Annotated in this window: 15 protein-coding genes; 11 read left to right on the forward strand and 4 right to left on the reverse strand. The window is 63.4% G+C overall.

The window, feature by feature from the left end; translation table 11 throughout:
* Nucleotides 1–64: 64 nt before the first annotated feature.
* Entirely contained in the window at nt 65–781 is a 717-nt protein-coding gene (locus IEX85_RS06325) for a helix-turn-helix domain-containing protein (RefSeq protein ID WP_188859590.1), read from the reverse strand.
* Nucleotides 782–1,070: 289 nt separating this feature from the next.
* A complete protein-coding gene (locus tag IEX85_RS06330; RefSeq protein WP_188859591.1) occupies nt 1,071–1,973 on the reverse strand; it encodes a LysR family transcriptional regulator in 903 nt (300 codons plus the stop codon).
* Nucleotides 1,974–2,094: 121 nt separating this feature from the next.
* On the opposite strand from IEX85_RS06330, the gene IEX85_RS06335 reads away from it, so the two are divergent.
* The 3 genes from IEX85_RS06335 to IEX85_RS23980 all read left to right on the forward strand — a co-directional run bounded on the left by IEX85_RS06335 (nt 2,095) and on the right by IEX85_RS23980 (nt 3,453).
* A complete protein-coding gene (locus tag IEX85_RS06335) occupies nt 2,095–2,640 on the forward strand; it encodes a carboxymuconolactone decarboxylase family protein (RefSeq protein ID WP_188859593.1) in 546 nt (181 codons plus the stop codon).
* 85 nt (nt 2,641–2,725) lie between these two features.
* Nucleotides 2,726–3,322 carry a pyridoxamine 5'-phosphate oxidase family protein gene (locus tag IEX85_RS06340; RefSeq protein WP_229721813.1) on the forward strand — a complete coding sequence of 199 codons (597 nt, stop codon included), beginning with the start codon at nt 2,726–2,728 and terminating at the stop codon, nt 3,320–3,322.
* A gap of 62 nt (nt 3,323–3,384) precedes the next feature.
* The gene (locus IEX85_RS23980; protein ID WP_229721840.1) at nt 3,385–3,453 is read left to right on the forward strand and encodes a DUF1348 family protein; all 69 of its coding nucleotides are present in this window, start codon (nt 3,385–3,387) and stop codon (nt 3,451–3,453) included.
* 111 nt (nt 3,454–3,564) lie between these two features.
* Here the strand turns inward: IEX85_RS23980 and paaY are convergent, their stop codons facing one another.
* Together paaY and paaN are read right to left on the reverse strand one after the other, a co-directional pair.
* Nucleotides 3,565–4,158 carry a phenylacetic acid degradation protein PaaY gene (gene paaY, locus IEX85_RS06350; protein ID WP_188859598.1) on the reverse strand — a complete coding sequence of 198 codons (594 nt, stop codon included), beginning with the start codon at nt 4,156–4,158 and terminating at the stop codon, nt 3,565–3,567.
* A gap of 97 nt (nt 4,159–4,255) precedes the next feature.
* Nucleotides 4,256–5,941 carry a phenylacetic acid degradation protein PaaN gene (gene paaN, locus IEX85_RS06355; protein WP_188859600.1) on the reverse strand — a complete coding sequence of 562 codons (1,686 nt, stop codon included), beginning with the start codon at nt 5,939–5,941 and terminating at the stop codon, nt 4,256–4,258.
* Nucleotides 5,942–6,416: 475 nt separating this feature from the next.
* Between paaN and paaF the strand changes: the two genes are divergently transcribed.
* The 8 genes from paaF to paaA all read left to right on the forward strand — a co-directional run bounded on the left by paaF (nt 6,417) and on the right by paaA (nt 15,265).
* Nucleotides 6,417–7,190 (forward strand): 2,3-dehydroadipyl-CoA hydratase PaaF, encoded by a 774-nt coding sequence (gene paaF / locus IEX85_RS06360; protein ID WP_188859601.1) that lies wholly within the window; start codon nt 6,417–6,419, stop codon nt 7,188–7,190.
* A 124-nt stretch (nt 7,191–7,314) separates the two neighbouring features.
* Nucleotides 7,315–8,106: a 2-(1,2-epoxy-1,2-dihydrophenyl)acetyl-CoA isomerase PaaG gene (paaG, locus tag IEX85_RS06365; RefSeq protein ID WP_188859603.1), complete on the forward strand. Its 792-nt coding sequence runs from the start codon at nt 7,315–7,317 to the stop codon at nt 8,104–8,106.
* Between the two features lie 11 nt (nt 8,107–8,117).
* Nucleotides 8,118–9,641 (forward strand): 3-hydroxyacyl-CoA dehydrogenase PaaH, encoded by a 1,524-nt coding sequence (gene paaH, locus IEX85_RS06370; protein ID WP_188859604.1) that lies wholly within the window; start codon nt 8,118–8,120, stop codon nt 9,639–9,641.
* Nucleotides 9,634–10,092 carry a hydroxyphenylacetyl-CoA thioesterase PaaI gene (gene paaI / locus IEX85_RS06375; protein WP_188859606.1) on the forward strand — a complete coding sequence of 153 codons (459 nt, stop codon included), beginning with the start codon at nt 9,634–9,636 and terminating at the stop codon, nt 10,090–10,092. Before paaH ends, paaI begins: the two co-directional genes overlap by 8 nt.
* Nucleotides 10,089–11,297, forward strand: coding sequence for a 3-oxoadipyl-CoA thiolase (gene pcaF, locus IEX85_RS06380; protein ID WP_188859608.1), 1,209 nt, complete (start codon nt 10,089–10,091; stop codon nt 11,295–11,297). The genes paaI and pcaF overlap by 4 nt, the downstream gene beginning before the upstream one ends.
* 142 nt (nt 11,298–11,439) lie before the next feature.
* A complete protein-coding gene (paaK, locus tag IEX85_RS06385; RefSeq protein ID WP_188859610.1) occupies nt 11,440–12,756 on the forward strand; it encodes a phenylacetate--CoA ligase PaaK in 1,317 nt (438 codons plus the stop codon).
* A gap of 116 nt (nt 12,757–12,872) precedes the next feature.
* Nucleotides 12,873–13,622 carry an acetoacetyl-CoA reductase gene (gene phbB / locus IEX85_RS06390; protein ID WP_188859611.1) on the forward strand — a complete coding sequence of 250 codons (750 nt, stop codon included), beginning with the start codon at nt 12,873–12,875 and terminating at the stop codon, nt 13,620–13,622.
* Between the two features lie 653 nt (nt 13,623–14,275).
* On the forward strand, nt 14,276–15,265 hold the full coding sequence (gene paaA / locus IEX85_RS06395; protein ID WP_188859613.1) for a 1,2-phenylacetyl-CoA epoxidase subunit PaaA: 990 nt from the start codon (nt 14,276–14,278) through the stop codon (nt 15,263–15,265).
* The last annotated feature ends 13 nt before the right edge of the window (nt 15,266–15,278 follow it).

The following is a 15,278-nucleotide window of genomic DNA, read 5'->3' on the forward strand; positions in this document are numbered from 1 at the left end:
CCAGCCGGAGGCTGCGTCGCCGGTCAAGCAGTAGCCTGCCATATTAGTTCTCATGAGTCAGCAATCAGGCACCACTCAGCATAGACCCAATCCGAGCGACAGCCGTTTCCAAACGAGCCAGATGGCGATCATGGCTACCGGCATCACCATACTGCTGGGCATCCCAGTAAAGATTGACAGCCCCGGCGATCACGCCGCCGCAACCAACCGGCATCGCGACCGCCCCGATCTCGAACGGTCGCGCAAAGGAGTGCTCCCAGACGCCCTGAACCCGGCGACAAAACCCGCGCTGCTTCTCCTGCAGCAGTACCTTGCGCTCGGCCGAAGGGAGCTCCTGCGCGATCGGGCCGCCGACGGCGAATGCCCTGCCGATTGCCGACACCCGCACGTGCGGGCGCAATCCGATCAGACTCGACACGGCCGTTCGGCGCCCGAGCAGGGCAAAGTTGCTTTCCACCACTTCCAGACCGTCGCCCAGGTCCAGCGCCACATCGGAGCTGAATCCCGTTTCCTCGTAAAGCTCGATCAGCAGCGGCGCCAGACGACTGGCAAGACGTGCGCGATGGCCTGCAGCAACGTCCTCGCCCCCCTTGAGCAAGGCGTAGCGGCGATCGCCCAGGCGCCGATGGACCCATTCCAGCTCCACCAGATCGTCCATCAGACGCTTTACCGTCGCCTTCGGCATCTCAGTGAGTATATGAAGCTCTTCGAGCCCCAGCGCACCCTGCTCGCGTAACAGGTCGAGCAGATGCATCGTCTTGCATACGACGTTCGTAGCCATAGAGCCTATCCTCCGGTGAGGTTCTACTATGAGTACTGCAAACGCTGCGCCATATTATGCAGCCGAATGATTGTAACCCTCCGCGGGCATTCAGCTTCGCGACGTATGTATCTTCTTGTAACAGTCTGTAAACCCTTGCGACACTTTCCTTAAGGTTTCACACCGAGGCCATCAGGCAGGGATTCCCCATTCAGGACTGGTACCCGGGTAAAATGTCTCCGGAGGGCATCCGCGGCGAGAAGCCGCCCTCACGACGGGCAGGAAGGCGCTTCGCCGGTCACCCTCCCGCTCAGGATAACCGGCTCAGTGCCTCGCGCAGCCGGGGCACCGCAAAATCCAGAAAACAGCGCATTTTCAGCGGCATGCGCCCGCGCGAGGGGTGTACCAGATTGACAGGACTTGGCAGCGGCTCACAGTCTTCGAGCACGATCTGCAGCTCCTGCCTGGCAACAGCTGCGGCCACCTGGTAGTGCAACAGCCGGGCGATACCGACACCGAGAATGGCGGCCTGTGCCACGGCCTCCGGTGTCGTCACCGACAGACGGGGTTCGACCGGAATATCGCGCCTGGTGCCCGCAGCGCCGAAACGCCAGGCCGGCGAAGGCATGGGCGTATCGACCGTTATGCAGGGAAAGCGAAGGAGGTCATTCGCGCTTCGGGGAATGCCATGAGCGGCAAGGAACGCCGGGCTGGCGCAGCATACGGTACGCATCCCGCCCACGGGTGTCGCGACCATCGAGCTGTCCGCAAGCGTGCCGATTCGCAAGGCCATATCAACCTGTTCGTCGATCAGGTCGGTATTACGGTCCGACAGCTGAAGGCGAATTTTGATCTGCGAGTACTGCGCCAGAAATTCCGCCACCACCGGTAACAGATACAGCCGGCCGAACATGAGCGGGGCAGTGATCACGAGCTCCCCCTTGGGTACACTGAACTCGCCACTGGCCTCACGCTCGGCATCCTCGACCTGTTCGAGGATACGACGCGCTGCCGCGACATAGGCCGTTCCGGCATCCGTCAGCGTGAGCTTGCGCGTGGTGCGAATCAGCAACCGCGCACCCAATAACGCTTCAAGATCCGAGATGCGGCGGCTCAAAGTGGCCAGTGGCACCTTCAACGCTCGGCTGGCGGCCGAAAAGCTGCCCATCTCGGAGATTTTCACGAGCATCGACATCGCTTCCAGACGGTCCATTAATTATTCCATTATTTGGAAATGTAATTCTCGATTCTGCCGGATTATCACCATTACTGAAAGGGAATAGCATTCTCCTTACCGGGCCACCCAAGGCCCATAACCCGCGCAGGAGATCACCATGTCCCGCATTTCCATCCCGTCCGTCGAAACCGCTCCCGAGGCATCCAAGGCGACACTCGATGCGATCCACAAGCAGCTCGGCACAGTCCCCAACCTGTTCCGCCTCATCGCGCTCAGCCCAGCGGCACTGACCGCGTATACGGCCTTCCAGCGCGCCCTTTCCGGCAGTCTGGACGTCAAGACCCGCGAGCGCATCGCGCTGGCGGTCGCCCAGGTGAACGGCTGCGACTACTGCCTGTCCGCTCATACTTACCTGGCCTTGAACCTGGCGAAGATCAGCGAGGAAGAGATCGCACTGAATCGCCAGGGGACGTCAGGCGATGACAAGGCCCAGGCGGCCGTGCGCTTCGCAGCCAAAGTTGCACGCGAGCGCGGGCACCTGAACGACGCCGACATCGCGGCCGTGCGGGATGCCGGCTATACCGATGCCCAGATCGTGGAGATCGTCGGACTTGTCGCCGAGAACAGCTTCACCAACTATCTCAACGAAGTCGCCAGGACTGACATCGACTTCCCCGAAGTTCGTGCGTCCGAAGCCGCCTGAACGAAGCCGGCCCGGGACCTTGCCCCGGGCCGCCAGGACTTCCGCCATGCCCCACCGTTTTCTTCAAATCGCCCTCACACCCTCAGTGCTGGCCGAGCAACAGCGACTGGATGGGGGCGCCCGCGGGCCCCGCCCCGCAAGTTTGCATGAGCGCCACTCATTCGACCGTTTCACCCAAAGCGAGGCCGACTTTATCGCCGCCCGCGACAGCTTCTATCTGTCGACGGTCTCCGAAACCGGGTGGCCCTACATCCAGCACCGGGGTGGGCCGCAAGGATTCCTCAAGGTGCTGGATGAACGCACCCTGGCGTTTGCGGATTACCGCGGCAACCGCCAGTACATCAGCGCCGGCAACGCGACATCCAACAGGCGCGCATGCCTGTTCCTGATGGACTATCCGAACCGCGCGCGGCTGAAGATGTACGTGCATATCGAAACCATCGCGCCCGAATCCGACCCGGACCTGCTGGAGGTCGTCGCGTCAGCGGAGTACAGAGCAAAGATCGAGCGTATTTTCCGCCTGCGCCTCGAAGGCTTCGACTGGAACTGTCCGCAACACATCAGGCCTCGTTTCACCGAGCAGGAAATCGCCGGGCTCGTTCGACCTCTTCAGGAGCGTCTGGCACTTCTCGAATCCGAAAACGTCCGGCTGCGCAGCCGGCTCGAAAATTCCGGAGAGTGACAATGATACAGCGCCCACCCGTGCCACCCTTTACCCGTGAAACAGCGGTGGAGAAAGTCGGGATGGCGGAAGATGCCGGCAATAGCCGTGACCCCGAAAGAGTCGCAAAGGCCTACACCCCCGACAGTTAACGGCGCAACCGTGCCGAATTCGAAGGCGATCGAGGCATTCCTCGACCGCAGGTGGAAGCGAGAACTGGACTCCCGTCTGATAAACGCGACGTTTTTCAGGCTGGTCGGTGATCAGGACCTGTACTTCGGTACCACCCCGTCGGCCGCCAGGCGCGGCCGGTCGGTCTCGACTTCGGTGAGCGGCTCGCAGGCCTCGAGGGACGCCAGGCAGCGTCGGGTCAGCAACTGGTACTCGCTGGTTCCCTTGGACTTCCAGCTCACTTCGTCGTCGCTCAGGGTACGCAGCACCCTGGCCGGTGACCCCACCAGCATCGAACGCGGCGGACATTCGAAACCGGCCTTGACGAAGGCGTTGGCCGCGACGATCGACTCCACACCGATCACGGCGCCGTCCATAACCACCGCATTCATGCCGATCAGGGCGTTGCGCCCGACACGGCAACCATGGAGGATGGCGCCATGACCGACATGCCCGTCCTCCTCGACCACCGTATCGGTGCCCGGAAAACCGTGCATCACGCAGTTGTCCTGCACGTTGCAGCCGGCCTCCAGCACCAGCCGGCCAAAGTCGCCGCGCAGGCTGGCGTTGGGTCCAACGTAACAGCGGGGGCCTACAATAACGTCCCCGATCAGCACCGCCGTCGGGTGGACGAAGGCACTGGGGTCGACAACGGGCGTAAGGCCATCGATTCGGTAAATCGGCATCTTTCTGCCTCCTGATAGGTTCTGCCTGTCCCGGTTTCTGGATTTCGGATGCGCTACCGGGGTTGCGCGTTCCGGCGCAGCGACGGCCCGGCGACCGTCATGCCTGGGGGGCGGCCACTTCGCGGCGACTCTGCACCACGACGAAACGCCGGCTGACGAAGGCACTGTCGGTCAGGCTCGCGTTGGCCGCCGGGTTGCCGCCGGTGGCATGGAAATCGCCGAAGGCCGCCGACTGATTCACCAGAAAACCTCCGGTGAAGTTGCACGACAGCGCCACCCGGGCATCGATCGCCAGCGCCTCCGCCTTGTCCAGCACCGCCTCGTCGGTGGAGTATACGCCCAGGGTAATGGCGCCTTTCCCGGCAATGACCTGTTGCGCAAGCGCAAGGCTGTGGTCAGTGTCGTCGGTCGCGACCAGGAAGCTGATCGGCCCGAAGCGCTCTTCGCCGTAGGCATCGATATCGGCGGCGTCGACCTTGAGCAACAGCGGCGTGCGGATGCGCGCAGCGGGATACTCAGGGTGCACCAGCGCCCTGCTTGGCAGCACGACCTCACCCAGGCTGGCGCTGGCCTCGATGCGAGCCCGGGTCTCTTCGCTCTGGATGGCACCGAGCACATGAACCGCCACCTCGGTATTCGAGGTGAACTTCTCGATACTGCCTGCAAGCTGTTCGGCCACGTCGTCGAAGCCAAGGCGCCCCTCGGCACTGTCGATGCCATCCCGCGGAATATAGATCGCCTGAGGCGTGGTGCACATCTGCCCGGAATACAGGCTCAACGACATCGACAGATTGCGCGCCACGGCCTTCATGCTATCGACGCTGTCGATAATCAGGCAGTTGACGCCGGCCTTCTCGGTAAAGACCTCCGCCTGGGGACAGTTGGCCTCCAGCCAGTCGCCAAAGGCGCTGGAGCCTGTGAAGTCGATCAGCCGCACCGCCGGATGCTGTGCCAGCGACCGGGTCACCGGCTCGGCACGGCTGTCCGGCACCAGAGACACCAGACAGGGGTCGAAACCGGCCTCGGCCAGCACCTGCTGCGCCACCTGCACGCTGATCGCCAGCGGCAGCACGGCCCCCGGATGCGGCTTGACGAGAACCGGATTGCCCGCAACCAGACTGGCGAAAAGTCCCGGATAGGTATTCCAGGTCGGGAAGGTGGCGCAGGCCACGACCAGGCCGATACCCCGCGGCACTATATGGAAACGCTTGTCCAGCGTAATCGGCGGATTCTTGCCCTGCGGCTTGACCCAGCGGGCAGTGTCCGGCACTGCCTTCATCGCGCTCCAGGTCTGCGCAACCGCTTCGAGACCGCGATCCTGCGCATGCGGTCCCCCGGCCTGGAATGCCATGACGAATCCCTGGCCGGTGGTATGCATGACGGCATGGGCCATTTCGAAACTGCGCCGGTTGAGCCTGTGCAGGATTTCCAGGCAAACACCGGCGCGCAGGTCGGGACCGGCCTCCCGCCAGGCCCCCATCGCGTCCTGCATTCGCGTGATCAGCGCCTCGGTATCGGGGCGCTGATAGCGGACACCCAGGTCGATACCGTAAGGCGAAACTTCTTCAGCCACCTCCCCCAGGGCACCGATGCCGGCCAGCTCGAAGGGCTTGCCCAGGTAGCCTTGAAATCGCGACTCTCCGTCGACCGCGGCGTTTTCGCCGTAGACACGACCGCTGGGGGCTTCCGGGTAGGGACTCCAGAACTCGCGGCTGCGGTTTGCGGCGTCCGCCTGCAGCAGGGTTGACTGGTGGGTTTCGAAAAATGCGTGTGCCTGGGACATAGAACCGGTTTCCTGCTTGCCGTCCCGGCGCCGTGCACAGGTCGGCACCTGCAAGGCCGGACGAACGGTAGGGGCACCTGTGCCGCCGACCCCTGTCGACAGCTCATCGCCCGCTGCTCAAAACCTGAATCCTAATTACACGATTTTTTGATGTCAAACACACTTTAGGTAACACTTATGAAGCGACACGGCGCCAACCCTGAGACGCGGCCGCGAAATAAGTGAACAACCATCCGCAACTGAACCCATTAAACACTTATTTATCATGTATTTAAAGTATTATTCATCTTTGTTGCAGCGCAGAAGAATGAACCTGAACAATTTCTCTCGAAGACAAAAACAAACATTTTCCGATACATGGTGTTACATATTGAGATACATAATTTTACTTTAAACATATTTATTTGTATCTCTTTTGGCGTTATCTTGACCCTCATCAATAACAATTCTGCAAAGCCCCGATCCGGAGAGCGCCATGCCGACCTTCCTTCTGACCGAGCCGCTACATAACGGTGTTCTGATCCTGAGACTGAACCGCCCTGACGCTCTCAACGCGCTCAATACCGCTCTGCTGGAAGAACTGGCCGACCTGCTCGACGACGCCGGCCTGAACGACGATGTGCGCAGCGTGGTGATCACCGGCAATGAGCGCGCCTTCGCCGCCGGCGCCGACGTACGTGAAATGGCCGGCCTCGATGCCGTTGGCGTAATGCAGGACCCGCGCCCCCGCTACTGGGCGCGCATTGCCGCCTTCCCCAAGCCGCTGATCGCCGCGGTTAACGGCTACTGTCTCGGCGGCGGCTGCGAACTGATGATGCACGCCGATATCGTCGTCGCCTCCTCCGATGCCCAGTTCGGCCAGCCCGAAATCAACCTTGGCATCATTCCCGGCGCCGGCGGCACCCAGCGCCTGATCCGTGCGGTCGGCAAGGCGCTGGCGTCACAGATGGTGATGACCGGCCAGCCGATCGACGCCGAACGGGCGCTGCAGGCGGGCCTGGTATCGGAGCTGACCGAACCCGAACTGTGCCTCGAACGCGCTATCGATATCGCCCGCCGCATTGCCCGGCAGGCACCGCTGGCGATGCAGCAGGCCAAGGACGTACTGAACCGCGCCCAGGAGTCGCACCTTGCCGCGGGCCTGGCGTACGAGCGCAAGGCGTTCACGCTGCTGGCCGCCACCGAGGATCGCAATGAAGGCATCCGGGCCTTTATCGAAAAACGCCGTCCCGACTACCGCGGCCGCTGAGCCCCTTTTTCATTCAGAACATGACCATGAGGGCATCCGCGGCTGTGCCGGGATCGAAGAACACCGTCCGAGCTGTCGCAGCCGCCGTGCCGCCTTTCCGTTTCAGATGCAGGAGTCCCCTTTTATGAGCTACCAGCACATCGAGTATCGCGTCGACCAGGGCGTGGCCATCCTGACCTTCAATCGTCCGGCAAGCCTCAACAGCTTCAACGCCGAGATGCATGCGGAAGTCCGCGATGCCCTGAAAAGCGCACGCAGGGACGCGGCGGTTCGCTGCCTGATGATCACCGGCAATGGCCGCGGCTTCTGCGCCGGACAGGACCTCTCCGACCGCAACGTGGCGCCGGGGGCGGAACGCCCCGATCTCGGCCAGTCGATAGAGCGCAACTACAACCCGATGATCCGTGCCCTGCGTGACTTCCCGGCCCCGGTGGTCTGCGCCGTCAACGGCGTCGCCGCCGGCGCCGGCGCCAATATCGCGCTGGCGTGCGATATCGTCTTCGCCGCCCGCTCCGCCAGCTTCATCCAGGCATTCTGCAAGATCGGCCTGGTGCCGGACTCCGGCGGTACCTGGACGCTGCCGCGCCTGGTCGGGCACGCCCGTGCCACCGCGCTGAGCATGCTCGGCGACAAGATAGGCGCCGAACAGGCGGCCCAGTGGGGCATGATCTGGTCCTGCGTCGAAGACGACGCCCTGTACGACAGCGCCCTGGCCTGCGCCCGTCAACTGGCGACGCAGCCCACCCGCGGCCTGGCGCTGATCAAGCGGGCGCTCAACGCCAGCAGCACCAACAGCCTGGATCAGCAGCTCGATCTCGAGCGCGACCTGCAGACGCTCGCCGGTCGCACCGACGACTATCGCGAGGGCGTTGCGGCCTTCATGGAAAAACGCCAGCCGCAGTTCCAGGGCAACTAATGGAGGCCAGCATGACCGCACTGAGCAAAGACACCACTGTAGCCGTGATCGGCGCCGGCGCCATGGGCGCGGGCATCGCCCAGGTCGCCGCCACCTACGGCCATTCCGTACTGCTGTTCGATAACGCCCCGGGCGCGGCCGAGAAAGGTATTGCCGGCGTTGCCGCCGGCCTCGACAAGCTGGTTTCCCGCGGAAAAATGGAGCCGTCCGTGCGCGACGCCATCCTTGACCGCCTGACACCGGTCGAGCAACTGGAGGAGCTGGCGGCGGCGAAACTGGTCGTCGAAGCGATCATCGAGAATCCGGAGATCAAGCGGCAGGTGTTCAGCCGCCTGGAGTCGATCTGCGCCGACGACTGCATTCTGGCGAGCAACACCTCATCGATCTCGATCACCTCGCTGGCAACCGCACTGGAGCGGCCGCAGAACTTCGCCGGCCTGCATTTCTTCAACCCGGCGCCGATCATGAAACTGGTCGAAATCGTCTCGGGCCTGGACACCGACCCCGCGGTCGCCGAATGCCTGCACGCCACCGCCAGCGCCTGGGGCAAGCAGGCCGTGCACGCCAAATCGACGCCGGGCTTTATCGTCAACCGTCTGGCGCGCCCCTTCTATGCCGAGGGCCTGCGACTGCTGGAAGAGGGCGCCGCCGACAGCGCCACCCTCGACGCCCTCATGCGCGAGGCCGGCGGCTTTCGCATGGGCCCGTTCGAACTGATGGACCTGATCGGCCACGACGTCAACTACGCCGTTACCCGCTCGGTGTTCGACGCCTACTACGGCGACGGTCGCTTTCTGCCGTCACTGACCCAGCAGGCGCTGGTCGAAGGCGGACGCCTGGGACGCAAGAGTGGTCGCGGCTTCTATGACTACGCCAGCGAGGCGACGCGACCGGAACCGGCAACGCTGGGCGCCGGCGACGTCGCCGCTGCGGCCCGAATCGTGGTCGAGGGTAGCCTCGGTGTCGCCGATGCCCTGGTCACGCGACTGCGCAGCAACGGCATCGAGATCGTCCAGCGCGACGGCGTCGGCCGCATCCGCGTCGACGATACCCTGCTGTGCCTGAGCGATGGCCGCATGGCCAGCGAGCGTGCCGCCGCCGAAGGCTGCCGTAACCTGGTGCTGTTCGATCTGGCGCTCGACTACGCCGGCTGCACGCGCCTGGGCGTCGCCGTCGCCGACCAGGCCGACGAGAACGCGCTGGCGCCGGTGGTCGCGCTGCTCAATGCCGCCGGCATCCAGGTTTCCTTGCTGGACGATGCGCCGGGCCTGACCGTCATGCGCACAGTGGCAATGCTCGCCAACGAGGCTAGCGACGCGGTATTGCAGGGCGTCTGCAGCGCCGCCGACGCCGATACCGCGATGCGCTTCGGCGTCAACTATCCACGCGGTCCGCTGGCCTGGGCCGAAACCATCGGCATCGGCCTGGTTCACCGCACCCTGACCCACCTGCAACAGAGCTACGGCGAAGACCGCTACCGTCCGTCGCGCCTGCTGCGCCGCAAGGCATTTTCCGGGAGCCCGTTCCATGACTGACCTGACACCGCAACAGCTGGCCGAAGCCTGCGCCGAATCGATGTTCGCCAGGGACACCGCCACCCAGGCGCTGGAGATGGAAATCGTCTGCGTCTCGCCGGGGCGCGCTTCGATCGCCATGGCGGTGAGCCCGCGCATGATACAGGGCCACGGCAACTGCCACGGCGGCTACATCTTTACTCTGGCGGACTCGGCCTTCGCCTTTGCCTGCAATACCTACAACGCCGTAACCGTCGGCGCCGGCTGTACCATCGACTACCTGGCACCGGCGAAGCTCGGCGACCGCCTCACCGCCTACGCGGTAGAGCGCTCGCGCAGCGGTCGCACCGGTATCTACGACGTCAGCGTCGAGAACCAGCACGGCACCCCAATCGCCCTGTTCCGCGGCCGCTCGCACCAGGTGCGCGGCACCCTTTTGCCCGAATCCCCTGAAATGGAGGCCTCCGCATGAAAGACGCCCTGATCATCGATGCCATTCGCACGCCCATCGGCCGCTACGCAGGTACCCTCGCCAGCGTTCGCGCCGACGACCTGGGTGCGGTTCCGCTCAAGGCGCTGATGGCGCGCAACCCGAGCGTGGACTGGTCGCAGGTCGACGACGTCATTTACGGCTGCGCCAACCAGGCCGGCGAAGACAACCGCAACGTTGCGCGCATGTCGTCGCTGCTGGCGGGCCTGCCGGTCAGCGTACCCGGAACCACCGTCAACCGCCTTTGCGGCTCCGGCATGGATGCGGTCGGCCTCGCCGCCCGTACCATCAAGGCCGGCGAAGCCGGGCTGATGATCGCCGGTGGCGTCGAGTCGATGTCCCGTGCCCCCTTCGTTATGGGCAAGGCCGAATCCGCCTTCAGCCGCAGCGCGGAAATCTTCGACACCACCATCGGCTGGCGCTTCGTCAATAAAATGATGAAGCAGCAGTTCGGCGTCGATTCGATGCCGGAAACCGCCGAGAATGTCGCCGCCGACTTCGCCATTTCCCGTGAGGACCAGGATGCCTTCGCCGTGCGCAGCCAGCAGCGTACCGCCGCGGCGATCGAGTCCGGCCGCCTGGCGCGCGAGATCGTGCCGGTGACAATTCCGCAGCGCAAGAAGGACCCGGTGATCTTCGACACCGACGAGCATCCGCGGGCCAGTACCGCCGAAGCCCTGGCCAAGCTGCCGACACCCTTCCGCGAAGGCGGCAGCGTCACCGCCGGCAACGCCTCCGGCGTCAACGACGGCGCCTGCGCGCTGCTGCTGGCCAGCCGCGAAGCCGCCGAGCAATACGGCCTCAAGGCGCGCGGCCGCGTAGTCGGCATGGCGACCGCAGGTCTGGAGCCTCGCATCATGGGTTTTGGACCGGCGCCCGCGGTACGCAAGGTGCTGGCGCAGACCGGCCTGTCGCTCGACGACATGGACGTGATCGAACTCAACGAGGCGTTCGCCGCCCAGGCGCTGGCGGTGCTGCGTGATCTCGGCCTGCCGGACGACGCCGAGCATGTGAACCCCAACGGCGGCGCCATCGCCCTCGGCCACCCGCTGGGCATGAGCGGCGCGCGTCTGGTCACCACGGCGCTGAACGAACTGGAACTGCGCGGCGGCCGATACGCCCTGTGCACCATGTGCATCGGGGTCGGCCAGGGTATCGCGATGGTGATAGAGCGAGTGAACAGTTAAGCGCTGACAGCAATAAAACGAGCAAGCAGTTCGAAGTGGACAGTTAACAGGAAAAGCCGGCAGTCTCTTCGTACCGCTCACTGTTTACTGTCAACTGGTTACTCACGACTCGTAGAACACTAATAATTAGAGAGAAGACAAAATGAACATGACGGCCCAACCCATGACCCAACTGCATGATCCGATCGAGAGCGCCAGCATCGACCAACTGCGTCAGACTCAGCTCGAGCGCATGCGCTGGAGTCTGGCACACGCCTATGAGAATGTGCCCTTCTACCGTCAAGCCTTCGACGCGGCCGGCGTGCACCCGAGTGATCTGACCTGCCTCTCGGACCTGGCGAAGTTTCCGTTCACACAGAAAAACGACCTGCGTGACAACTACCCGTTCAACATGTTCGCGGTCCCGATGCACGACATCGTGCGCCTGCACGCCTCGAGCGGTACCACCGGCAAGCCGACCGTGGTCGGTTACACCCAGAAAGACATCGACACCTGGGCCAACGTCGTCGCCCGCTCGCTGCGCGCCGCCGGCGCCCACGCCGGCGACCTGATCCACATTGCCTACGGCTACGGTCTCTTCACCGGCGGTCTGGGCGCGCACTACGGCGCCGAGCGCCTCGGCGCGACGGTGATACCGATGTCCGGCGGACAGACCGAGAAACAGGTGCAGCTGATCCGTGACTTCAATCCCGATGTAATCATGGTAACGCCGTCCTACATGCTGAACCTGGCCGACGAGATGGAGCGCCAGGGCCTCGACCCGCACAAGCTGAACCTGCGCCTGGGCGTTTTCGGCGCCGAGCCCTGGACCGGCACCATGCGCACCGAACTCGAGCAGCGCCTGGGTATCGACGCGATGGACATCTACGGCCTGTCCGAAGTCATGGGACCGGGCGTCGGTATGGAGTGCCTGGAGACCAAGGACGGCCCGACCATCTGGGAAGACCACTTCTATCCCGAGATCATCGACCCGGTCAGCGGCGAGGCGCTGCCGGACGGCGAATACGGCGAGCTAGTGTTCACCTCACTGACCAAGGAAGCGCTGCCGATCATCCGCTACCGCACCCGCGACCTGACCCGCCTGCTGCCGGGCACCGCACGCCCGATGCGCCGTATCGACAAGATCACCGGCCGCAGCGATGACATGCTGATCATTCGCGGCGTCAACGTCTTCCCGACCCAGGTCGAGGAACAGATCCTGCGTGTTGCCGAACTGTCACCTCACTTCGAAATGGTCATCAGCAAGAACGGCAACCTCGACCAGGTCGAGGTCAAGGTCGAGCTCAAGCCCGACGCCGCCGGCATCGGCGAAGACGGCGAAGCGCGCGTGGTCAAGGAGCTGTCGCACCACATCAAGTCGTACATCGGCATCAGCACCCGCATCAGCGTCAACGCGCCCGGCAGCATTGCCCGCTCCGAAGGCAAGGCCAAGCGCGTTACCGATCTGCGCAAGGCCTGAGGCGTCAGGCGTAACAGCGATTCGCGGCGGGGAGTTCAGTGCCCCGTCGCAAGCACCATACCGCATCAAATCTGAAATCCGTCGAAAAACGACAATCCCCCCAAGAGAATCAAAAAATGAGCAAGAAAATCGCATTCGTCACCGGTGGCACCGGCGGCCTGGGCACTCCGATCTGCCGTTCGCTGGCAGACCAGGGTTTCACCGTCGTAGCCGGCTACTTCAGCGGTGGCAAGCACGAGAAAGCGCAGGCCTGGCAGGAAGCCCAGCGTGCGGATGGCTACGCGTTCGAAATCGCTTACGGCGACGTCACCGATGCCGAATCCTGCGCCAAATGCGTCGCCGAGGTGGAAAAGCGACTGGGCGACACCATCGACGTGCTCGTCAACAATGCCGGCATCACCCGTGACGGCCAGTTCAAGAAGATGTCCTGGGAGCAGTGGGACGAAGTGCTGACGGCCAACCTCGATTCGATGTTCCACATGACCCGCCTGGTGATCAACGGCATGCTCGACAAGGGCTGGGGCCGCGTGATCAACATCTCGTCCGTCAACGCCCAGAAAGGCCAGTTCGGGCAGTCCAACTACTCCGCCGCCAAGGCCGGCATCCATGGCTTCACCAAGGCGCTGGCGCAGGAAGTTGCGCGCAAGGGCGTTACCGTCAATACGGTTTCGCCGGGCTACATCAAGACCGACATGGTCGCCAAGATCGCCCAGGATATTCAGGACAAGATCACCGCGACCATTCCGGTCGGCCGCTTTGGCACCCCGGAAGAGATCGGTCGTCTGGTGGCCTTCGTCGCCGACGAGCAGTCCGGCTACATCACCGGCTCCGACCTGTCCATCAACGGCGGTCTGCACATGTACTGATGCCCGCCCCGGGTCCCCTGGCCCGCTCCGAAGGCAAGGCCAGGCACGTCACCGATCGGCACTGATCCTGAAAGCGCAACGCGTTAAAGGTGACGGGTCCGGCGAAAAAGCCGTTCGCGCCGGGGACGTGCCCTTTGGGTAGAGCGCCCTTTGGGTAAAGTGCCCTCCGGGTACGCCGTTCCCACATGCTGAGCTCTGGCCAACCCCGTGGGAGCCGCGCACCCGAAGGGCACTTCCTCGCGGCGAAGAATCTATTCGCGGCGGGGCGCCGCTCCCACAGGGATCGGCACCCGGCCGTTAATCCCGTAGGAGCCCCGCCCCGGGGCTAATACATCCGTGCTCCTGCCGCGATAAGCAATGGCACCCGACTAGGTGCCTCTTCCTGCCAGACTCGCCCCCTTACGCCTTACGCCTTACGCCTTACGCCTTACGCCTTACGCCTTACCTGTCACCTGTCACCTGTCACCCGTCACCCGTCACCCGTCACCCGTCACCCGTCACCCGTCACCCGTCACCCGTCACCCGTCACGGCACTTTGTAACGTCTTTTTACAAAATGACACAACTTTCTATCTTTACTTCTTTTTTATGTGTCATATAATCCTAATCAAACAACAGCAAAGCCTGCATTCGCTCACCACTGAGGAGCCCACCATGTACGCCCAACTCGTAGACACCGGCGTCAAGCGCGTGAAAGGCCTGGACGAAATGTCGCCCGAAGAGCGCAACTTCCAGGAAAAGATCGACGCCGAGATCAAGATCGAACCGAAGAACTGGATGCCGGACGCCTATCGCCGCACCCTGATCCGCCAGATGTCCCAGCACGCCCACTCCGAGATCGTCGGCATGCTGCCGGAAAAGAACTGGCTGACCCGGGCGCCGAACTTCAAGCGCAAGCTCCAGCTGCTGGCCAAGATCCAGGACGAGGCGGGCCACGGTCTCTACCTCTACAGCGCCATGGAAACCCTGGGTGCCGACCGCGACGAGGAAGTCGCCAAGCTGCACAGCGGCGAAGTGAAGTACTCCAGCATCTTCAACTATCCGACCCAGAATTGGGCCGATATGGGTACCGTGGGCTGGCTGGTCGACGGCGCCGCCATCGTCAACCAGGTTGTATTACAGAGAACATCGTACGGACCATATTCTCGTGCCATGATTCGCATCTGCAAGGAAGAAAGTTTCCACCAGCGCCAGGGTTACCAGATCCTGCTGCACATGATGCGCAACGGTACCGAAGAGCAAAAAGCGATGGTTCAGGACTCGATCAACCGCCTCTGGTGGCCGGCCCTGATGATGTTCGGTCCGCACGACAGCGACTCGCCGAACTCGGCCCAGTCGATGCAGTGGAAGATCAAGCGCATGTCCAACGACGACCTGCGCCAGCGCTTCATCGACCAGACCATTCCGCAGCTGGAGCTGCTCGGCTGCACCGTTCCCGACCCTGACCTGAAGTGGAACGAGGAGCGCGGTCACTACGACTTCGGCGAGATCGACTGGAGCGAGTTCTACGCCGTACTCAAGGGCAACGGGCCCTGCAACCGCGACCGGCTGCGCACCCGCCGCAACGCCATCGAGAACGGCGCATGGGTCCGCGAAGCGGCCCGCAAGCATGCCGAAAAACATAACAAGGCCAACGCCGCCTGAGGCAGGAGATTCC

Source organism: Marinobacterium nitratireducens (genome assembly GCF_014645375.1).
Classification (GTDB): Bacteria; Pseudomonadota; Gammaproteobacteria; order Pseudomonadales; family Balneatricaceae; genus Marinobacterium_A; species Marinobacterium_A nitratireducens.